Raw genomic sequence first — 19,496 nt, forward strand, 5'->3', positions numbered from 1 at the left:
ATTCGTTCACTTGCCGCCTTCCTGCAATCCGAATTATTTAGGGTTTAAATTTTTAGAAGCCGTTAATTCACTGGCTGGGACACCTTTATGAGCGAAAAATACGTTGTAACCTGGGACATGCTGCAAATCCACGCCCGCACGATGGCTAAACGTCTGCTGCCGGCAGAACAATGGAAAGGCATTATTGCCGTCAGCCGCGGCGGTCTGGTTCCGGCAGCGTTACTGGCTCGCGAACTGTGCATCCGTCATGTGGATACCGTATGTATCTCCAGCTACGACCACGACAATCAGCGTGAAATGCAAGTGCTGAAACGCGCAGAAGGTGACGGTGAAGGTTTCATCGTTATCGACGATCTGGTCGATACCGGCGGCACTGCAAAAGCGATCCGCGAAATGTATCCGAAAGCGCATTTCATCACGATCTTCGCCAAACCTGCCGGTGCGCCGCTGGTTGACGATTACGTGGTTGATATCCCGCAGAACACCTGGATTGAACAGCCGTGGGATATGGGCGTGGTGTTCGTCCCGCCATTGGTCGGTAAGTAAATCCTCGTCATCCTTCGCGCCGCCTTGATGCAGCACGAAGGATTTAGAGGATGCAATGACCCCCTTTTAACGCCTGGCTAATTGCCGGGCGTTTTGCTTTTGCTGACTTGAAATCCTTTCCGCTTGACCTCACTCCTGTCTTGTCGCAACGTGGGCGGGTTATAATCCCTGCCTGAAACGTTCGCCTGCGGGCGAAAAGCTGCTTGCTAACGGAGGATCTTGCATCATGGCTCCAGCCAATCTCACGGAAAAACTGTTCAAACCGTCATTCAAATATCCGGAAACTTCGACACTGGTTCATCGCGTTCATCATCACAATACGCACCCGCCGATGCACTCAGCGCTGGAAGGGGATACCGTGAATTGTTGGTACCGGACAATCAACCGTCTGATGTGGATGTGGCGCGGCGTTGATCCGCTGGAAGTGGAAGAAGTGCTCTCGCGCATTGCCGTTTCTCAGGCCGAACACAGCGACCCGTTATTGCTGGATACCGTCATTGGCTATCGCAACGGTAACTGGATTTATGAATGGTCCAATCAGGCCATGCACTGGCAGCAAAAAGCCGCCGATGAAAAAGACGCCAATCTTGCCAGTGAATACTGGCTTAAAGCCGCGAACCTTTACAGCATTGCCGGTTATCCGCATCTGAAAGGCGATACGCTGGCAGAACAGGCGGAAGCGCTGGCTAATAAAGCGTTTGAGAAATCCTCCGAACATTCGCCGTATGATCTGAAAGAGCTGGAATTCAAAATTCCGGGCGGTGCACCGATAACCGGTTTCCTGCATCTGCCGAACGAAGGCAAAGCGCCGTTCCCGACGGTCATGGTTTGCGGCGGTCTGGACACGTTACAAAGTGACCATCAGCGCCTGTTCCGCTCTTATCTCGCGCCGATGGGCATTGCGATGCTCACCATCGACATGCCGTCGATCGGTTTTTCCTCTAAATGGAAACTGACGCAGGACACCAGCTTTCTGCATCAGCAGGTCCTCATGCAGCTTTCTGATGTGCCGTGGGTAGATGCGAGCCGCGTCAGCTTGCTGGGTTATCGGTTTGGGGCGAACGTCGCCGTGCGGCTGGCGTATCTCGAACCGCGCCGCGTACGGGCTGTGGCGACGCTGGGCGCGCTGGTGCATTCGCTGCTGAGCGACCCGAAATGTCAGGAACAGGTGCCGGATATGTACATGGACGTGCTGGCGAGCCGCATCGGAATGTCGACGGCGTCGGACTCCGCGCTGAAAACCGAACTTAATCGATATTCTCTGAAAACGCAGGGATTATTAGGGCGCAGAACACCGACGCCAATGCTTGCCGCCTACTGGGAAAGCGATATCTTCAGCCCGAAGAGCGAAGCCAGGCTGATTGCGGATTCCTCCTCCGAAGGCAAGATTCTGACCATCAAAAGTGAGCCGCTTTATCAGCACTTTGACAGCGCGTTACACGAAATTTGTGAATGGCTGGAAAAGCATATGCGTTAACTTAACAGTTGCTAATTCCTAACGTTTTGCTAAAAAGGATCGTCTTTCTATGGAGGTTGTACTATGACGTTACCAAGTGGTCATCCTAAAAGCAGGCTAATGAAACGTTTCGGTACGCTGGGGCCGTACATTAGAGAAGGGAAATGCGAGAACGACCGCTTTTTCTTTGACTGCTTAGCTGTCTGTGTGAACGTGAAGCCCGCACCGGAGAAGCGTGAATTCTGGGGCTGGTGGATTGAGTTGCAGGCTGAAGACGAGCGTTTTACCTATGTTTATCATTTCGGCTTGTTCGATAAAGATGGCATCTGGAAAGCGCAAAACATTAAAGATGCTGAAGTACGTGAGAAGCTTGAGACGACGTTGAAAGGGTTCCACAAGAATCTCAACAAGATGATCGAAGAGATGTCCCTCAGACTGGAGCCTGCTGATGATTTCAGCGAGGAACCGGTAAAGCTCTCCGCCTGACACCTTCTGTACTACCCATTCCCACGATGAATACTGCTATTATAGCGTTATGCCGGTTGGCATAACGCTTCTCCCCTGTTACAAAGACAACGAAGCATTTCTTATTTCACCTTAATGGAAAGACTAATGAGTGGCAGTCAGACACTGGTTGTAAAACTGGGCACCAGCGTGCTCACTGGCGGTTCACGCCGCCTCAACCGTGCTCACATTGTTGAGCTTGTCCGCCAGTGCGCGCAACAACATGCGGCAGGGCACCGGATTGTGATTGTAACGTCGGGCGCGATTGCCGCCGGGCGTGAACATCTTGGCTACCCCGAACTCCCCGCCACCATTGCTTCCAAACAGCTGCTGGCTGCCGTCGGGCAAAGCCGTTTAATCCAGCTCTGGGAGCAATTGTTTTCGATTTATGGCATCCACATTGGTCAGATGCTGCTGACGCGTGCCGATATGGAAGACCGTGAGCGTTTCCTTAACGCCCGCGACACGATGCACGCGCTGCTCGATAACCGTATCGTACCGGTCATTAACGAGAATGATGCGGTGGCGACGGCGGAGATCAAAGTCGGCGATAACGACAATCTTTCCGCGCTGGCTGCCATTCTGGCCGGTGCCGATAAACTGCTGCTGCTGACTGATCAGAGCGGGCTTTTCACCGCCGATCCGCGCACCAATCCAGAAGCCGAACTGATCCGCGAAGTCATGACGATTGATGACGAACTGCGTGGCGTGGCGGGCGACAGTGTTTCCGGTCTGGGCACCGGCGGTATGGCGACCAAATTGCAGGCCGCGGATGTCGCGTGCCGTGCGGGTGTCGACACTATTATTGCTGCGGGCAGCCTGCCGGGCGTGATTGGCGATGTGATTAACGGCGTTTCCGTCGGCACGCGCTTCCACGCAATGGAAACCCCGTTGGAGAACCGCAAACGCTGGATCTTCGGGGCACCCCCTGCCGGTGAAATCACCATCGACGACGGCGCGGTTTCCGCCATGATGGAGCGCGGCAGTTCCCTGCTGCCAAAAGGTATCCGCGAAGTGAAAGGCGATTTCTCGCGTGGCGAAGTGATCCGCATCCGCAACCTGAACGGGCGTGACCTCGCGCACGGTGTCAGCCGCTACAACAGCGATGCGATGCGCATGATTGCCGGTCATCACTCTCAGCAGATCAGCGAAATTCTCGGTTACGAGTACGGCCCGGTTGCCGTGCATCGTGACGACATGATTGTCAGTTAAGGAGTAATACATGCTTAACGAGATGGGCAAGGCCGCGAAAGCCGCGTCCTGGCAGCTCTCCACCCTCAGCACTGCGCAGAAAAACCGTGCCCTGATGCTGATGGCCGATATGCTCGAAGCCAACAGCCAGAGTATTATTCTTGCCAACGAACTCGACATGGCCGCCGCACGTGAAAGCGGGATGAGCGACGCATTATTAGACCGCCTGCTGCTTACGCCCGCGCGCTTATCGGCGATTGCCAGCGACGTGCGTGATGTCTGCCGCCTGAGCGATCCGGTCGGGCAGGTGATTGACGGTTCGCAGCAGGACAGCGGTTTACGTCTCGAGCGCCGCCGTGTACCGCTCGGCGTGATCGGCGTGATTTATGAAGCCCGCCCGAACGTGACTATCGACGTTGCCAGCCTGTGCCTGAAAACCGGCAACGCCGTTATCCTGCGCGGCGGTAAAGAAACGCACCACACCAATCAGGCGACGGTTAACGTCATTCAGATGGCGCTGGAAGAGTGCGGATTGCCGAAAGCGGCCGTTCAGGCGATTGAAAGCCCGGATCGCGCGCTGGTAGCGGAACTGCTGCGTCTGGATAAATACGTCGACATGCTGATCCCACGCGGTGGTGCGGCGCTGCACAAACTGTGCCGCGAACAGTCCACTATTCCGGTGATCACCGGCGGTATCGGCGTGTGTCATACCTTTGTGGATGAAAGCGCTGATTTCGACAAAGCGCTGACCGTGCTGGAAAGCGCGAAAGTACAGCGTCCGAGCGCCTGTAACAGCCTGGAAACCGTGCTGGTTCATCAGGCGATTGCAGAACGTTTTCTGCCGGAGCTGAGCGACAAAATGCACCGTGCAGGCGTTACGCTGCACGCCAGCGAATCGGCAATGCCTTATCTGCAAAATGGCCCGGCGAAAGTGCTGGCGGTGACCGAAGAAGGTTACTCGGATGAATGGCTGTCGCTGGATCTGAACGTTACCGTCGTCGCCGATCTGGACGCCGCGGTGGCGCATATCCGCACCTACGGCACCGAACATTCGGATGCGATCCTCACCCGTTCCATCAGCAGCGCGGACAGGTTTGTACGTGAAGTGGATTCTTCGGCGGTATACGTCAACGCCAGCACCCGTTTCACCGACGGCGGACAGTTCGGTTTAGGCGCAGAAGTAGCGGTCAGCACGCAGAAACTGCACGCCCGCGGCCCGATGGGATTAGAAGCCCTGACGACGTATAAATGGATTGGTTATGGCGACGATTTAGTGCGTCCGTGACGGTCAGTACCGGTGGATTTTTAGTCATGAAGCCGGTGCTAAATCCCTATTTCGCATAGGGTGACGAGAAAAACAGCAAACGCACTTTCAGGGGCTTGACGTCAGCGTCAGATTTCACTAATTTAGCACCCCGTAGTTCCCCGGTAACACTTCAAAAAGCCGACTTAGCTCAGTAGGTAGAGCAACTGACTTGTAATCAGTAGGTCACCAGTTCGATTCCGGTAGTCGGCACCATTTTTAAGATCCTAATCCCAGAAATATCAAAACGTTAATATTCTACGCTCCGGCGATGTCCTGCTGTTATCAGCCCGCTTTTTCACGCCAAAATAAACTCAATATCCATAACGTGCGCAGGGTGATTAAGATCTCACCAAACGTTCCGTCAGAGCCTTGACGGGCGCCGTCGGTAAGGAATAAGTTGTCACTCCGTAGTCTTCCGGCAATCCCTCAAAAAGCCGATATAGCTCAGTGGGTAGAGCAGCGCATTCGTAATGCGAAGGTCGTAGGTTCGACTCCTATTATCGGCACCAATTAGTGTTCCAGATTATCCCTTCAGGAAATAAAGGTTAGCTCCGACATTATGTTGATCAAAAGACTCAAGGAAGCGCGTCTGCGTTCGGGACTTTCTCAGTACAAACCTGGTGTACTCGCGGGGCTCGATGAAGCTTCTGAATCAATATGAGAAGGGCAAGCATCAGCCCGATCAGGATACGGTGAGCCGAATCGCCAAAGTATCAGATGTGCCCGTTGCCTATTTTTATGCAGAGTAAGACGAGCTGGCTGCGCTGATTATTGAATTTCATGAAAGTAAAAAGCCGTCTGATACTGTTCAATCTTAGGAATCACCGGCTATCAGCCAGAAACTGTAAGCCTTTGCCCGGCTATGTACAAAAGGCAAAATTTCATCGCCTGACTGTTTTCCTGGCAGGGCATATTCAAGCGGCAGATAGAAATCTCGGCCGTTTCTAACCCCCGTCGCTCAATCCCCCTAAACCGTCAACTCCCTTGCATAACGAATAAAATCCGCCAGAGCTTTATTTTTTTGGTGTCGCTGCCAGCTCAGGGTCAGGGTGGATGTCGCGCCTGAGTCGGTCAGGAAGCAGTAGTTCACGTCGGGGATCATCACCGATCTCTGCGTTTCCGGCACCAGCGCGACGCCCATTCCCATTGAGACCAGCCCGATAGCCACTGACACATCCCGCGTAAACTGAATTTTCTGGGGGACAAATCCGGCTTTCTGGCAGGCGTTCATCGCGGACCACCCAAGGCCGACGCCGGGCGGATCTCTCTGGATAAGGAAAGGGCATTCAGACAGTGAGGAAAGGGCGATTTTCTGATCTGAAGCCAGCGGATGATTGCGCGGGAGAACGGCAATCAGCGGGCGGGTTGCGACGTCAAGATATTCCAGTTCCGGGTACTGCGGTACCGGCGAGCGGACGAGGGCGATATCAAGTTGATAATTGAGCAGAAGTGTTAGCTGCTCGTGAACGTTATGTTCTTCAATAACGATCTCAATATCCGGTTTTTTCTTGCGGTAACCATTAATTAACAGCGCCAGCGCCGGATCCAGAATCGACGATCCGACGTAGCCGAGCTTCAGCTGTCCTTTAAAACCCTGCCGTAAACTGCGCGCATTTTCGAGAAATTTCTCGTAATGGTTGATGGCAATCCGCGCTTCTTCTACCAGCTGCTCCCCCTCGAAAGTCAGCGCCACATGGCGCTTGTCGCGGGTAAAAAGCGGGATCCCCAGTGACTGTTCGAGCGCCTTGATGTGCTGGCTTAATGCGGGCTGCGCGATGTTGAGTTGCAGGGCGGCTTTACCAAAATGCAGCACTTCTGCCAGCACCACAAATGAGTGTAATTGTCGGTAATCCATACGTTCTCCGTGTCGTTTTTCTCATAATAATCCCTTATCAAAGAGCCGGGTAATGTTATTGGACTCTTATCACCGATTCTTTGCAAACTGACCGGGCAGCGGCAAAGAAGCACATTCCGCTGCACCCCCGATTACCTGACTTTAAGGGCCATTGAGATGTCTGAAGAACAAAAAAAAGTGACTGATCTCCGTTCCGCACTGGAGGTCTTAAGCCAGTACGACGACGAACTGATCTACACCGATGAACCCGTGGATCCGATCGCGGAATTATCCGGTGTATACCGCTACGTAGGCGCCCACGGCACCGTTAAACGTCCGACCCAAATCGGTCCGGCAATGATCTTTAATAAGGTCAAAGGCTATAACGACATGCGGGTGCTGATTGGCCTGCTGTCTTCACGCAAACGCGTGGCTCGTCTGTTCGGCACCACACCGGAAAATCTGGCGTTTATGCTGAAAGATTCCGTGTCGAATCCTATCGCGCCCATCGTTATTCCACGCGAAAAAGCGGTGTGTCAGGAAGTGGTTCATCTGGCGACTGACCCGGATTTCGATATTCTGAAAATCCTGCCAGCGCCGACCAATACGCCGGAAGATGCCGGTCCGTATTTCACCCTCGGCATGTGCTACGCCTCCGACCCGGAAACCGGTGAGCATGACGTCACCATTCACCGCCTGTGCGTGCAGAGTAAAGATGAAATCTCCATGTATTTCGTGCCGGGCCGTCATCTGGACGTGTTCCGTCAGAAAGCCGAAGCGGCCGGTAAACCACTGCCAATTTCAATCAGCATCGGTGTGGATCCGGCGATTGAAATCGGTGCGTGCTTTGAGCCGCCAACCACGCCGCTGGGTTTTGACGAACTGTCCATCGCGGGCAGCCTGCGCAATCAGGCCGTAGAACTGGTGGATTGCCTGACCGTGAAGGCGCGCGGTATCGCTAACGCCGAAGTTGTGATTGAAGGCGAACTGCTGCCGAACTACCGGGTTCGCGAAGACCAGAACACCAATACTGGCAAAGCGATGCCTGAATTTCCGGGTTATACCGGTGCCGCGCAAGCCGAAGTGCCTGTGATTAAAGTGAAAGCGATCACTCACCGCCGCCATCCGATCCTGCAAACCTGCATCGGGCCGAGCGATGAACACACCAATATGGCGGGCATTCCGACTGAAGCCAGTATTTTGCAGATGGTTGAACGCGCGCTGCCGGGCTTTGTGCAGAACGTTCACTGTCCGTCACCGGGTACCGGTAAATACCTGGCGGTATTGCAGGTGAAAAAACGTTTTGCGGCTGACGAAGGTCGTCAGCGTCAGGCGGCACTGCTGGCGTTCTCAGCGTTCTCCGAGCTGAAACACGTCATGCTGGTGGATGAAGATGTCGATATCTTTGATCTCAATGACGTTATCTGGGCGATGACCACCCGCTATCAGGGCGATGTCAGCACCATCTTTATTCCGGGCGTGCGCTGCCATCCGCTCGATCCGTCATCCGATCCGGCTTTCAGCCCGTCGGTGCGCGACCACGGTATTGCCTGCAAAACCATTTTCGACTGCACAGTACCTTATAACCTGAAAGCGAATTTCCACCGCAGCGAGTTCCTCGAAGTGGACGTAAACCGCTTTATCCCGGGTTTTACTAAAAAGTGATCAGTAATAAACAATAAGGAAACAGCATGTCAGGGTCTGCATTAAAGGCACCACAGAAACCCCGCGTTATCGTCGGGATCAGTGGCGCGTCCGGGTTCTCTTATGGCGTTCAGGCGTTGCGTTACCTGCGCCAGCTGGATGTGGAAACGCATCTGGTGATCTCCCCGGCGGGGCACCTCAACCGTGAGCACGAAACCACGCTGACTGAAACGGATGTAGCGGAACTGGCGGATGTGGTTTATCCCTTCCGCGCGGTGGGGGCGGCGATTGCCAGCGGGTCATTCCGTACGCTCGGCATGCTGGTGGCGCCTTGTTCGATGCATACCCTGGCGGCTATTTCGACCGGCCTGACGGATAATCTGCTGACGCGGGCGGCTGATGTCGTATTAAAAGAACGGCGCCGGTTGGTACTGATGGTGCGTGAAACGCCGCTGCATGCGGGGCATCTGCGTAACATGCAACAGGTGACGGAGTCCGGCGCAATTGTTTTTCCGCCGGTGCCTGCCCTGTACGCAAGGCCGACAACTGTTGAAGAAATTATTGCGCATAGCGTGGCGCGCGCGCTGGGTCTGCTGGATCTGGACTGTGCCGATTTGCCTCGCTGGGGTGAAAACATGAAGTTAATGACCAGGAGTAAAGACTCATGATTATCGGACCTTATATCAACGGCTCCGCCGTATTGATTGGCGGCATTGTCGGCGCGGTGCTCAGTCACCGCCTGCCGGAGCGCATCCGTACGTCTATGCCCTTGATTTTCGGCGCGGCGTCCATGTGTATGGGCGTCGTTCTGGTGGTAAAACTCAGCCATATGCCGGTGATGGTGCTGTCGGTGATCCTCGGCGCGCTGCTCGGTGAACTGTGTTATCTGGAAAAAGGCATCGGCAAACTGGGCAGTAAAGCCCGCAGTCTGGTTGAGGTGTTTGTGAAATCCGATCCGGGCGATCAGGAATCTCAGGAAAAATTCCTGCAAAGCTACGTGGCAATCATTGTGTTGTTCTGCGCCAGCGGCACCGGGATTTTCGGGTCGATGCACGAAGGCATGACCGGCGACACCAGCGTGCTGATTGCCAAATCGTTTCTGGATTTGTTCACTGCGGCGATCTTTGCCACCACGCTCGGTTTCGCCGTCGCCGTGGTGGCGGTTCCGCAATTAATCATCCAGCTGCTGCTGGCGTACGGCGCGGTGTTTATCCTGCCGCTGACCACGCCCGCCATGCAGGCCGATTTCTCCGCCGTTGGGGGTGTACTGATGTTCGCGACCGGTTTTCGAATCTGCGGTATTAAGATTTTCCCAGTGGCCAATATGTTGCCCGCGCTGTTACTGGCGATGCCAATATCCGCCCTGTGGACTCACTTTTTCTAACTAAGCAGCAGACAGTAACAGACGTTAAACCGCATGTTCGGGCGACTGCGCGTGCGGGAAATAAAAATGATGGATGACGTTATTTCAGAAAGTCATGTTTGAAAATTAAATACACCAGTGATTTCAATCGCACGCGGTGGCTTGCTGCTGCGTCCTTTCTGAGAATGACAGGGATCCAGGGACTGGAAATAATGCGTTTTTATCTAAGAAGAAACAGGTTCTGTCATGATAAAAAATAAACTTTCCGTTACGCTGGCATTATTAATGCCTTTGACTTCCTTTGCAGCAGAAACGATTAATTCCGCACCAGAAGTTTTAAAAGTTACCTCATCCGCCGATGATGGCAGCGCAGGCACATTGCGCTGGGCACTGGAGAAAAATAACCAGAACGCCGGACATTATCGCATTGAGCTTCAGTCCCCCGATAATCAGCCGTTAGTGATTAAACCGGTTAAACCGCTGCCGGAAATTCTCGGGCCGGTGGATATCATAAATCTCGACTGGCAGAAAAATGGCAAATACGCTGCCATCGACGGTTCCGGTTATATCAAAGGCAGCGAACCGCAATCCTGTCCGGGTGCGGTCAGCGGCCAGTATGGCGCAAACGTCCGCACTACCACCATGCCAGGTCTTGTTTTACGCGATACCCATGACGTGACTTTGCAGGGCATCGAAGTCCGCAACTTCTGTATCGGCATTCTGATTAACCGCGCTAAAAATAACGTCATCGAAGACAGCCGTATCGTAGGCAACCACGGTGGTGCTGGCATCATGATGACCGGCGATGACGGCAAAGGGAATTCCACCGCGACCACCACCGAGCGTAATAAAATTATCCGCAATACCTTCATTAATAATGGTGATGCGATGGAAGCGACGCGCGGTGCGTCATTTAACCTGATTGCGGAAAACTTTATTACGACCGACGACGTAAATAATAAAGAACCTTCTCAGGGGCTGGAAATGCTGTGGGGGAATGATAACGAAGTGCTGCATAACCATTTTGAAAACTATTCCGACGGCGTGCAGCTTAACTGGGGGAACCGCAATTATATCGCCGGTAATACCTTCACCAATCTGTCCTCTGCCGTCACGCTGAGCGGCACCGGAAATATCGTCGACAGCAATATCATGACCGGCAACCGCGTAGCCGTTTCCGTGCGTCCGCAGGGCGAACCGGGTAAAAATGGCGCGTTCGGCATCAACCGCATCACCGGACCTGCGGTGAACCGCATTACGGCTAACATCATGGTTGATAACGGTAAACCGGTTAAACGCTGCTTTGCCGGCGGCAGTTGTCTGGACGGTTTTGCAGGCGCTATCGTCTTTAACGTGCCGGGTCTGGAACACGCGGCCTTCACCGGCAACCGTGGCGGCGGTATCAGCAACGACACCAGCAAACTCGAAAAAATCTGCGCGATTGACGGCCCGTCAGCAGACTGCGAGAAAACCCCGAATAAAGATCAGCAGGCTCCGGCGATTACCCGCGTAAGCCGCAGCCAGAACGCGCTGACCATCGACGGTCAGGTGAAAGGCGAAGCCAATACGCTGTACCGCGTTGAGTTCTTCTCCAACAGCAAATCCACACAGGATGAAGCTGAAAATTATTTGGGTTATCAGATGGTGCCCATCAATGCCAAAGGGCAGGGCATCATTCACGACCAGATTAACGTCGCGGCAGATTTGCAGGTGGCGAATGTTACCTCAACCGCCACTACCAGCGACGGTGCCACTTCCATACTGAGTAAACCGGTTGCGCTGAAGTAAAACTTTTGTCCTGACAACGTGCATTCCCTGCAAATAAAAAACGTCGCCGGCTGGATTTTCCACCCGGCAGACGCGTCACGATGGTCAACAGGAAAAACGATAATGAGTTTAACCAAAAGTTTATTAGCTCTTTCCCTATTACTCAGTCTCCAGGGTACCGCGATGGCTGCCCAAACCAGTGCACCAGAGGCGGCAGTCTTGCAACGCCACCCGGTGCCTATCACCATTCGTAATACTGTGATTGGCGAAGGCGTGCCAAAAATCATCATTCCGACAACCGGAAGCACGGCAGAACAGGTCCTGGCCCAGGCTAAATCTATCGGCGCTGACGCCGATGCATCCCTGATTGAATACCGTATCGACTACCTGGATTTCGCCACTGATGCCGCCAAAGTGGGCGCATTAGGCAAACAGGTTGCCGCGGCCGCTGACGGTAAACCGCTGATCCTGACGTTCCGCACACAGACAGAAGGTGGCGTGAAAAGCATCAGCGATAAAGCGTATGGCGACTTGTATCTGTCGCTGATCAAAGACCATTTCATCGATATTCTCGACGTCGAAATGTTCCGCGATGCAAAAGTGGTTAAGGAAGTCGTTACCGCCGCACACAAAGCGGGGATCAAAGTGGTGATGTCCAGCCATGATTTCCACAAAACGCCATCGGTCGCCGAAATCGTTACCCGACTGCGTAAGCAAGACAACATGGGCGCGGATATCCTGAAAATCGCCGTGATGCCGCACAATCCTGAAGATGTTGTCACTCTGATGGACGCCACTGCGCAGATCCGCGATAAGTATTCCCTCAAACCGTTGCTGACCATGTCGATGGGCGGTCTGGGTGCGGTATCGCGTCTTTCCGGTGAAGTATTTGGCGACGATCTCACCTTCGGGATGCTTGGCACGCCGTCGGCACCGGGGCAGATAGAAGCACATCAGCTGGACGTAGAAATGCAAACCCTGCACGCCGCTATCGCAAACCACTGATATTCCTGCGGCAGAGCGTTTACCGCCTCTGCCGTTTTTCAGTCTGTTCATCCCTTTCCTGCCCGCTTCAGAACGCGATCGCACATTTAGTTAACGGTCATTAAATAAATATCTTGCACAAAGTCTCATCAGCCCTTAGTATTTACTTATCGAACGTTAATTAATAAATAACGTTGACCTGAAACCGGGGTTTCTGAAGAAGGCATCCCAAACTAAATTAACGAACAGGAATTAACATCATGAAAAATATCGCAATGACCATCGCCGCTCTGACTCTGGCTACCGCTTCATTCACCACTCTGGCAGCAACTGAGGTTCAGTCCGCACCTGCCGGTCAGCAAACCATAGGTGTGGTCAGCGCATCAACATACGGTTCACTGCCAAGCCTGCAATCACAACTGAATGCCAAAGCTGAACAAGCCGGTGCAAGTTCATACCGCATCATCGGTGCTTCCGGTAATAACCAGATGTACGGTACCGCTGAACTGTATAAATAAGATGTCACAGTAATAAGCATAAGAGGCGGCGGTTGCCGCCTTTTTCGTGTCTGCAATTTACGAAATCATGCCGTGCTCAATGATACTTGTGGAAATAGTTATTGCGGATCTTGCGGTTGATAAAGCCATGGAGGCCGCTGCCTGCTTTCGCCATCGCTTTCATGCGGTCCACATCTGCCAGACCGGGGCGAATGGAGTTGTAGATGTAATGCCAGCCATCTTTAAACTTCACCGTAATTGAATCTTCCGTTGTTAAAAAAGCGACGATACCCGAATTACCTCCACGATTTTGGTACCTTTCCATTCCCACCTCCCTGCCAGTGACATTCGATTTAAGCCAAATTATCTTATCCACGAACTTTTTCCGTTTATGTGAGCCACTCGGCTTTTTTAAATGTATCGGATGTTTGCGGGAGGTCGAATCTGCTTAAGCCGTCTCTGTGGTCAGTATCCGGAAACTGACGGCCTGAGGTTTAATGAAAGCTCAGGTAAAAATGATCGTATAACGCCTTTATCCGCAATCTGCGGTAATCCTCAATGACGGGCTTTATCCGCAGATTGTGGTGTCCGGAATGCGGCGTTTTGACTTCCACCACCTGACATCCTGCGGCCTGAACTGACGTTAATCCTGCGATTGAATCTTCAAACCCGATACATTCTGACGGCTCAACGCCGAGGCGGCTGGCACCCAGCAAAAATGGCTGTGGATGAGGTTTTCCCCAGGTGATGTTTTCACTGGTGATCAGAATTGGCGGGGAAGGCAGAGCTGAACAGGCGATCCGTGCAGATGCGACGTTGAATGATCCTGAAGTCACGATCCCCCACGGCACACCCAATGTATTTAATTGCGCAAGAAATTCCCTGGCGCCGGGCAATGCGGTAATACCTTCGGTATGCGTCGCTTCATAATCTTCCAGTGTCAGGAAAATATCCTGCAACTGGGCTTCTCCGGCATCCGGAAGAAAATGTCTTAACGTCGCCATCGCTGGTTTTCCGTGCAAAAAGCGGCGCAATTCTTCGATATCGAGTCCGTATTGCGCAGCCCAACGATTCCATGAGTGTTCGACAAAATCGAGAGAAGTCACGAGTGTTCCATCCAGATCAAACATCAGCGCGTTGCAGTGCATATTGCCACTCCGTTGAAAAATGTCTGACCTTATCTTAGTGAGCAATATGACAATTAAAATAGTAATAAAACGGCCTTTATATAAATAAAATGACCTCTCTGTGTTTTTTACAACCTGTGATGAAGATCCCAAAAAATGATCGGAGAATAAATTTATAAATTATTTCTTAAAAATCATAGTATTAAGCGTGTAATTCTAAAAGATTAAATTGGGATGACAATCACACTTTTACAACGATGAAATTCAGCTACAGCAAAGGATACAAAATTACTATATTCAGGCTTGCATTCTCCCACGAGGATAGAGTCATGGATGGCAAATAATAAAATGTCGTCAAATATTCTCAACGCGGAGTAGATATGGCTGAGCAATTAATTTATCGCTGTAAATTGAACGAGGGGATCCATGCCCGTCCTGCCGGACATATTGAGCGCTTGTGCAATACCTTTCGCGCGGAGGTTTTCTGGAAAAACTCCCGTACCGGGATAACCGCCAATGCAAAAAGTGCGCTGGCGCTTGTGGGTACAGATACGCTATTGAACGATCTCTGTGAGATTGCTTTTTGTGGTGAAGATGAGTTTGATGCCAGCCTGCAACTTTCTGACTTAATGGAAAAATTATTGTTTCTGGAAGAGGCGGTGCAGGAAGACTCCCCGATAACGGCGTCACCGGTGCCACGTACTCTGCGTGAATTGCATCCGGCTTGTTTTCACGGTACCCGGATCTGTGGTGGGGTTGCGATTGCGCGTCCGTTGATTTGTCAGAGCATAAGTTTTGCTCAACTTGAAAATCAGGCTCCTAAAGAATTCCTCGGGGAAAAAGAAGAAATATTACGTTTCCGCACGGGGATCAATATGCTGAAAAAAGAAAAAATCCTGCGTCTGGAAAATATTTCAGGCGTGGAGCGCGATATTGTTGAGGCTCATTTGTCTGTGATTAACGATATTACGTTTTCAACACAGGTTGAAGATAATATCCATCAGCATCTGAATGCTTATTCTGCCGTAGTTTCTGCCGCAAGTGTGTTCAGTGAAATTCTCAGTCGTTCCGCCAGTAAATATATCCGCGAGCGCGTGCTGGATGTTATGGATATTACCCAGCAGATCCTGATGAAAATTCACGCTGAACTGGTTTTGCCACACTCAGATCTCCGTCTTACAGAACCCACTCTTCTTATTGCCGACCGGCTGACACCGGGAAAATTTTTAGCGCTCGATAAATCATTTCTGGCGGGATTGGTGCTCTCTCATACCGGCAAAACATCACATACCGCAATTCTGGCCCGTTCTTTGGGGATCCCGACTATCACTGACCTTGATGATGCGCTTCTGGCGGGTGACACACGGCAGGTCATGGTGCTTGATGGCAACCTCGGCTTGCTTATTCCCGCACCGGATGCGGCCGTTCTCCGTTATTACGAAAGCGAACTTGCGGTGTCTGCGGTAAAGCAGCAACAAATGCTGGCAAAGGTGTCTGAGCCTGCACTGACCGCTGATGGCCATCGTCTGGAAGTGCTGGCCAATATTGGCAGCAGCGCTGAAGTGGAAAACATTTTTCGCTTTGGCGCTGAAGGGATCGGGTTATACCGGACTGAAATGGTTTTCATGGATCGCCCGCAGCCTCCTTCGGAAGAAGAGCTGTTCTGGCATTACAGCAAAGTGCTGCAAAGGGCAAATGGAAAGCCTGTGATATTTCGTACGATTGACATCGGCGGGGATAAACCGGTTGAGTATCTGAATATTCCAGAAGAAGAAAATCCTTTTCTCGGTTATCGGGCGATCCGTATTTATCCAGAGTTTATCGGTCTGTACAGGACGCAGTTGGCGGCTATTTTGCGCGCCTCGGCAGAGGGGAATGCAAAAATAATGATCCCGATGATTGCTTCTGTTGAGGAAGTCATCTGGTGTCGCAGCGTGCTGGAAGAGGTCAAAGCAGAACTGAAATTGCGCGCTCTGCCATTTAACGATGCCATCGAAATGGGCGTCATGCTCGAAGTGCCTTCCGTGTTGTTTGCCGTTACCGAAATTGCCCGACATGCCGATTTTTTCAGTGTTGGCAGTAATGATCTTACCCAATATCTTTTTGCCGCCGATCGTGGAAATACGCGGGTTGAGAAGGTTTATGACCATTATTCTCCGGCTTTCCTTCGTGCCCTTAAATTTGCTGTGGATGGCGTACACCGGGAAGGACGATGGATAGGCATTTGCGGTGAGCTGGCGGCGGATCCCCTTTTATTGCCCGTGCTGGCCGGGCTCGGATTCGACGAATTAAGTATGAGCGCTTCGGCGATCCCCGCGATTAAAAATGATATTTCAGGGCTGAGCCTGGTGAAATGTCGGTCGCTGGTGGCGAAAGTTTTGGCCGCCGGGAATTCCTCTGAAGTGAAATCTCTTCTCATCAGCCCGGATGTGGCTGTGGATATTCCCCGCGCAATTCTGACACATGACTGTATTTTGCATAACGTTGCGGCCGGCAGCCGTAATGAAGTGATTAAAACATTAACGGACAACCTCTGGTTGCAGGGCAGAACGGCGAATCGTGAAAAACTGGCTGAAGATATCTGGAAGCGTGAGGATTCATTCCCTACGGCCGTGGGATTTGGTTTTGCAATACCGCATACGAAGTCAGATTTTATTTCTCACTCAACCATCAGTATTGCCAAATTACAGGAGTCCGTTCAGTGGGCAGAACAGTCCGTGAATATTGTCATTATGCTGACTATTCGCAAAGACAGCACCGACAATGACCATATGAAATATTTCTCCCGGCTCGCCCGAAAAATAATGAATGAGGATTTCCTAAATGAAATAAGCCGCAGTGAAACGGCCAGTGAAATTTATAAGGCAGTCTCTCAGGCAATAGACGTTGAATTCTAATTATTAAAATAATCATTACCTCTCACCCTACATGAGGTCTCTATGCTCAGTTTATTGAAAAATACCAAGCGTCATTTTATGACCGGCGTTTCATACATGATCCCCTTCGTGGTTGCCGGAGGAGTGTTGCTGGCATTGTCGGTGATGTTGAACGGGAAGGCCGCCGTACCTGATCAGGGTTTTCTTAAAGCCATGTCGGTTATTGGCATCGCAGGCCTGAGCCTGTTTATCCCTATTCTGGCTGGATTTATCGCCTACTCAATGGTGGAAAAACCGGGTATCGCGCCGGGAGCTATCGGCGGTTATCTGGCGAACCAGATGGGCGCAGGATTTCTCGGTGGCATGCTGGCGGGGATAATCGCCGGGCTGGTGGTCTGGATGTTGCTGCAAATAATTGCCCGCCTGAAAGTGCCTGATTTCCTGCGTATGGTTCTGCCGATTTTCGTGATCCCTCTGGTCGGTACCTTTATTACCGGCATCGCGATTTATTACGTAGTCGGGGATCCGGTGGCCTGGATCATGAAATCATTGAGCATCTGGCTGGCAGGAATGCAAGGTGCATCCTTTGTGGTTCTGGGGATTATTCTTGGATGCATGATCACCTTCGACATGGGCGGGCCGGTCAATAAAACCGCCTTCTTCTTTGCCGTAGCGCTCATCACCACCAATCCACAACTCATGGCCGCTGTCGCGGTTCCGGTCTGCACGCCTCCGCTTGGCCTTGCGCTGGCGACATTCTTCTTTAAAGGCATTTTTAATGATGAAGAGCGTGAAGCGGGCAAGCCTGCTTTCGTCATGGGGCTTATCGGCATCAGTGAAGGCGCCATTCCCTTCGCCGCCGCTGACCCGATGCGCGTCATTCCGGCCAATATGTTCGGCGGAGCCGTCGGATCCATCATCTCATTGTGGTTTGGGGCAACCAATGCCGCGCCCTGGGGCGGGTTAATCGTTCTGCCAATTATCGGCAATCCAGTGGGCTATGTTATCGCCGTGATTTGTGGTTCAGTCGCAACAGCAATCGCCGTCAAAGTTTTGAAAACCTTAATGAAACCGAAGTTTAAAACAGAGAAAGAACTCGATATTTCTTTCGATTGATTAATAACTGGAGAAACTATGAAAAACACACTCAAGCAGTATGTTGACTACATCGTTAAAGGCGGGAAATCCTCAATGCTCGGGATTGGGCCGATGTCACCTGCACTGATTCAGGCCTGTTTCGAACTGGGTAAAGAGAAAGATTTACCCCTGATGTTTATTGCCAGCCGCAACCAGGTGGATGCCGATGAGTTCGGTGCCGGGTACGTGAATAACTGGGATCAGTTCCGTTTTGCCGCCGATCTGAAAGCGGTCGCGGAGAAAGTGGGCTTCGACGGCGATTACTTCCTGTGCCGCGACCATGGAGGCCCTTGGCAGCGTGATAAAGAACGTAAAGATCATATTCCCGAAAGTGAAGCCATGGTACTGGCGCGCCGTTCTTACGAAGTGGATATGGATGCCGGTTTCGATCTGCTACACATTGACCCGACGAAAGATCCGTATGTCGTTGGCAAAGCCATTGATATCGAAATTGTTCTGCAACGCACAGTGGAACTCATTCAGTTCTGTGAAGATTATCGTCAGAAAAAAGGGCTTAAGCAGTTTTATTATGAAGTAGGAACCGAAGAGACCAATGGTGGGCTGACATCCATTGACGCGTTTGAAGAGTTTATTATCGAACTCAATACGCGTCTTGATGTGGCCGGTTTGCCACGCCCGCTATTTATCGTGGGCCAGACGGGCACCCTGACACGCCTGACGCGTAACGTCGGTCATTTTAATGATGTTCAGGCCAACCAGTTGTCGGACATTAGTAACCGCTACGGTGTCGGCTTGAAAGAGCATAACGGTGATTATTTGCCGGATGATATTCTGCTCAAACATCCGGGGTTGGGTATTACGGCCATGAACGTAGCTCCGGCTTATGGCACCTGGGAAACCCGCGCGTATCTGACACTGCATGAAGTGGAGAAAGATCTCGCGTCCAAATCTCTGATCCCGGCTGCGTCGAATTTCAAAACGGTGCTGACCCGAGCCTGTGTGCTGAGCCACAAATGGGAAAAATGGATCACTGATGAACATAAAAATAAATCTGAGGAGCAGATATTCAATGAGCCGGATTTATTAAAAGAAATTCTCGAACTTAGTGGGCATTATAATTACGAGAAAAATGATGTTGTCGCCGAAATGAAAAAAATGTTTTCTAATCTTTCACGTTTCGGTATAGAGCCACAGCGTTATGTGGTGAATAAAATTAAAGATGTTATCCAGAATGAAGCCGAATGCTTTAATATGCCAGGGCTGACAAGTCGCGTATGTAAGGCGTAATTTACACGTTGTATCC

The 19,496-nt window shown here is 51.7% G+C and carries 17 protein-coding genes, 2 tRNA genes and 1 pseudogene; 17 read left to right on the forward strand and 3 right to left on the reverse strand.

Annotated elements, in window-relative coordinates; genetic code table 11:
• Positions 1–87 precede the first annotated feature (87 nt).
• The 8 genes and pseudogenes from gpt (at position 88) to M2403_RS08685 (ending at position 5,752) form a co-directional block, all read left to right on the forward strand.
• Positions 88–546 (forward strand): xanthine phosphoribosyltransferase, encoded by a 459-nt coding sequence (gene gpt, locus M2403_RS08650; protein ID WP_056781475.1) that lies wholly within the window; start codon positions 88–90, stop codon positions 544–546.
• A gap of 226 nt (positions 547–772) precedes the next feature.
• Positions 773–2,023, forward strand: coding sequence for an esterase FrsA (gene frsA, locus M2403_RS08655; RefSeq protein ID WP_152324644.1), 1,251 nt, complete (start codon positions 773–775; stop codon positions 2,021–2,023).
• A 63-nt stretch (positions 2,024–2,086) separates the two neighbouring features.
• A complete protein-coding gene (crl, locus tag M2403_RS08660; protein WP_152324643.1) occupies positions 2,087–2,488 on the forward strand; it encodes a sigma factor-binding protein Crl in 402 nt (133 codons plus the stop codon).
• Between the two features lie 126 nt (positions 2,489–2,614).
• Positions 2,615–3,718 (forward strand): glutamate 5-kinase, encoded by a 1,104-nt coding sequence (gene proB, locus M2403_RS08665; RefSeq protein WP_152324642.1) that lies wholly within the window; start codon positions 2,615–2,617, stop codon positions 3,716–3,718.
• A gap of 10 nt (positions 3,719–3,728) precedes the next feature.
• The gene (proA, locus tag M2403_RS08670) at positions 3,729–4,982 is read left to right on the forward strand and encodes a glutamate-5-semialdehyde dehydrogenase (protein ID WP_259228938.1); all 1,254 of its coding nucleotides are present in this window, start codon (positions 3,729–3,731) and stop codon (positions 4,980–4,982) included.
• A gap of 158 nt (positions 4,983–5,140) precedes the next feature.
• Positions 5,141–5,216: transfer RNA gene (locus tag M2403_RS08675), tRNA-Thr, on the forward strand.
• Between the two features lie 220 nt (positions 5,217–5,436).
• Positions 5,437–5,512: transfer RNA gene (locus tag M2403_RS08680), tRNA-Thr, on the forward strand.
• A gap of 50 nt (positions 5,513–5,562) precedes the next feature.
• A pseudogene (locus M2403_RS08685) lies at positions 5,563–5,752 on the forward strand (helix-turn-helix domain-containing protein).
• A 218-nt stretch (positions 5,753–5,970) separates the two neighbouring features.
• Here the strand turns inward: M2403_RS08685 and M2403_RS08690 are convergent.
• Positions 5,971–6,858 (reverse strand): LysR substrate-binding domain-containing protein, encoded by an 888-nt coding sequence (locus tag M2403_RS08690; RefSeq protein ID WP_259228939.1) that lies wholly within the window; start codon positions 6,856–6,858, stop codon positions 5,971–5,973.
• A gap of 156 nt (positions 6,859–7,014) precedes the next feature.
• Here M2403_RS08690 and M2403_RS08695 point away from each other — a divergent pair, with 156 nt between their 5' ends.
• The 6 genes from M2403_RS08695 (at position 7,015) to M2403_RS08720 (ending at position 13,113) form a co-directional block, all read left to right on the forward strand.
• Positions 7,015–8,502 carry a UbiD family decarboxylase gene (locus M2403_RS08695; protein WP_152324639.1) on the forward strand — a complete coding sequence of 496 codons (1,488 nt, stop codon included), beginning with the start codon at positions 7,015–7,017 and terminating at the stop codon, positions 8,500–8,502.
• A 26-nt stretch (positions 8,503–8,528) separates the two neighbouring features.
• Complete coding sequence (locus M2403_RS08700; protein WP_152324638.1) at positions 8,529–9,149, forward strand: UbiX family flavin prenyltransferase; 621 nt, start codon at positions 8,529–8,531, stop codon at positions 9,147–9,149.
• Complete coding sequence (locus M2403_RS08705) at positions 9,146–9,865, forward strand: DUF554 domain-containing protein (RefSeq protein WP_152324637.1); 720 nt, start codon at positions 9,146–9,148, stop codon at positions 9,863–9,865. The genes M2403_RS08700 and M2403_RS08705 overlap by 4 nt, the downstream gene beginning before the upstream one ends.
• A 225-nt stretch (positions 9,866–10,090) precedes the next feature.
• Positions 10,091–11,632, forward strand: a complete 1,542-nt coding sequence (locus M2403_RS08710; RefSeq protein ID WP_259228940.1) for a NosD domain-containing protein — start codon at positions 10,091–10,093, stop codon at positions 11,630–11,632.
• A 102-nt stretch (positions 11,633–11,734) separates the two neighbouring features.
• Positions 11,735–12,616, forward strand: a complete 882-nt coding sequence (aroD, locus tag M2403_RS08715; RefSeq protein ID WP_259228941.1) for a type I 3-dehydroquinate dehydratase — start codon at positions 11,735–11,737, stop codon at positions 12,614–12,616.
• Between the two features lie 239 nt (positions 12,617–12,855).
• Entirely contained in the window at positions 12,856–13,113 is a 258-nt protein-coding gene (locus tag M2403_RS08720; protein ID WP_152324634.1) for a YdgH/BhsA/McbA-like domain containing protein, read from the forward strand.
• 76 nt (positions 13,114–13,189) lie between these two features.
• On the opposite strand, the gene M2403_RS08725 is transcribed toward M2403_RS08720, so the two are convergent.
• Positions 13,190–13,417 carry a hypothetical protein gene (locus tag M2403_RS08725; protein ID WP_152324738.1) on the reverse strand — a complete coding sequence of 76 codons (228 nt, stop codon included), beginning with the start codon at positions 13,415–13,417 and terminating at the stop codon, positions 13,190–13,192.
• 169 nt (positions 13,418–13,586) lie between these two features.
• Entirely contained in the window at positions 13,587–14,240 is a 654-nt protein-coding gene (locus M2403_RS08730) for an HAD-IA family hydrolase (protein ID WP_259228942.1), read from the reverse strand.
• Positions 14,241–14,599: 359 nt separating this feature from the next.
• Here M2403_RS08730 and ptsP point away from each other — a divergent pair, with 359 nt between their 5' ends.
• The 3 genes from ptsP to M2403_RS08745 are packed head-to-tail and all read left to right on the forward strand — an operon-like array spanning position 14,600 to position 19,480.
• Positions 14,600–17,116, forward strand: a complete 2,517-nt coding sequence (ptsP, locus tag M2403_RS08735; protein ID WP_259228943.1) for a phosphoenolpyruvate--protein phosphotransferase — start codon at positions 14,600–14,602, stop codon at positions 17,114–17,116.
• Positions 17,117–17,158: 42 nt separating this feature from the next.
• Entirely contained in the window at positions 17,159–18,211 is a 1,053-nt protein-coding gene (locus M2403_RS08740) for a PTS fructose transporter subunit IIC (RefSeq protein ID WP_152324631.1), read from the forward strand.
• A gap of 18 nt (positions 18,212–18,229) precedes the next feature.
• Positions 18,230–19,480 carry a class II D-tagatose-bisphosphate aldolase non-catalytic subunit gene (locus tag M2403_RS08745; protein ID WP_259228944.1) on the forward strand — a complete coding sequence of 417 codons (1,251 nt, stop codon included), beginning with the start codon at positions 18,230–18,232 and terminating at the stop codon, positions 19,478–19,480.
• The last annotated feature ends 16 nt before the right edge of the window (positions 19,481–19,496 follow it).

It is taken from the genome of Rahnella sp. BIGb0603, from assembly GCF_024808755.1.
Taxonomy (GTDB): Bacteria; Pseudomonadota; Gammaproteobacteria; order Enterobacterales; family Enterobacteriaceae; genus Rahnella; species Rahnella contaminans.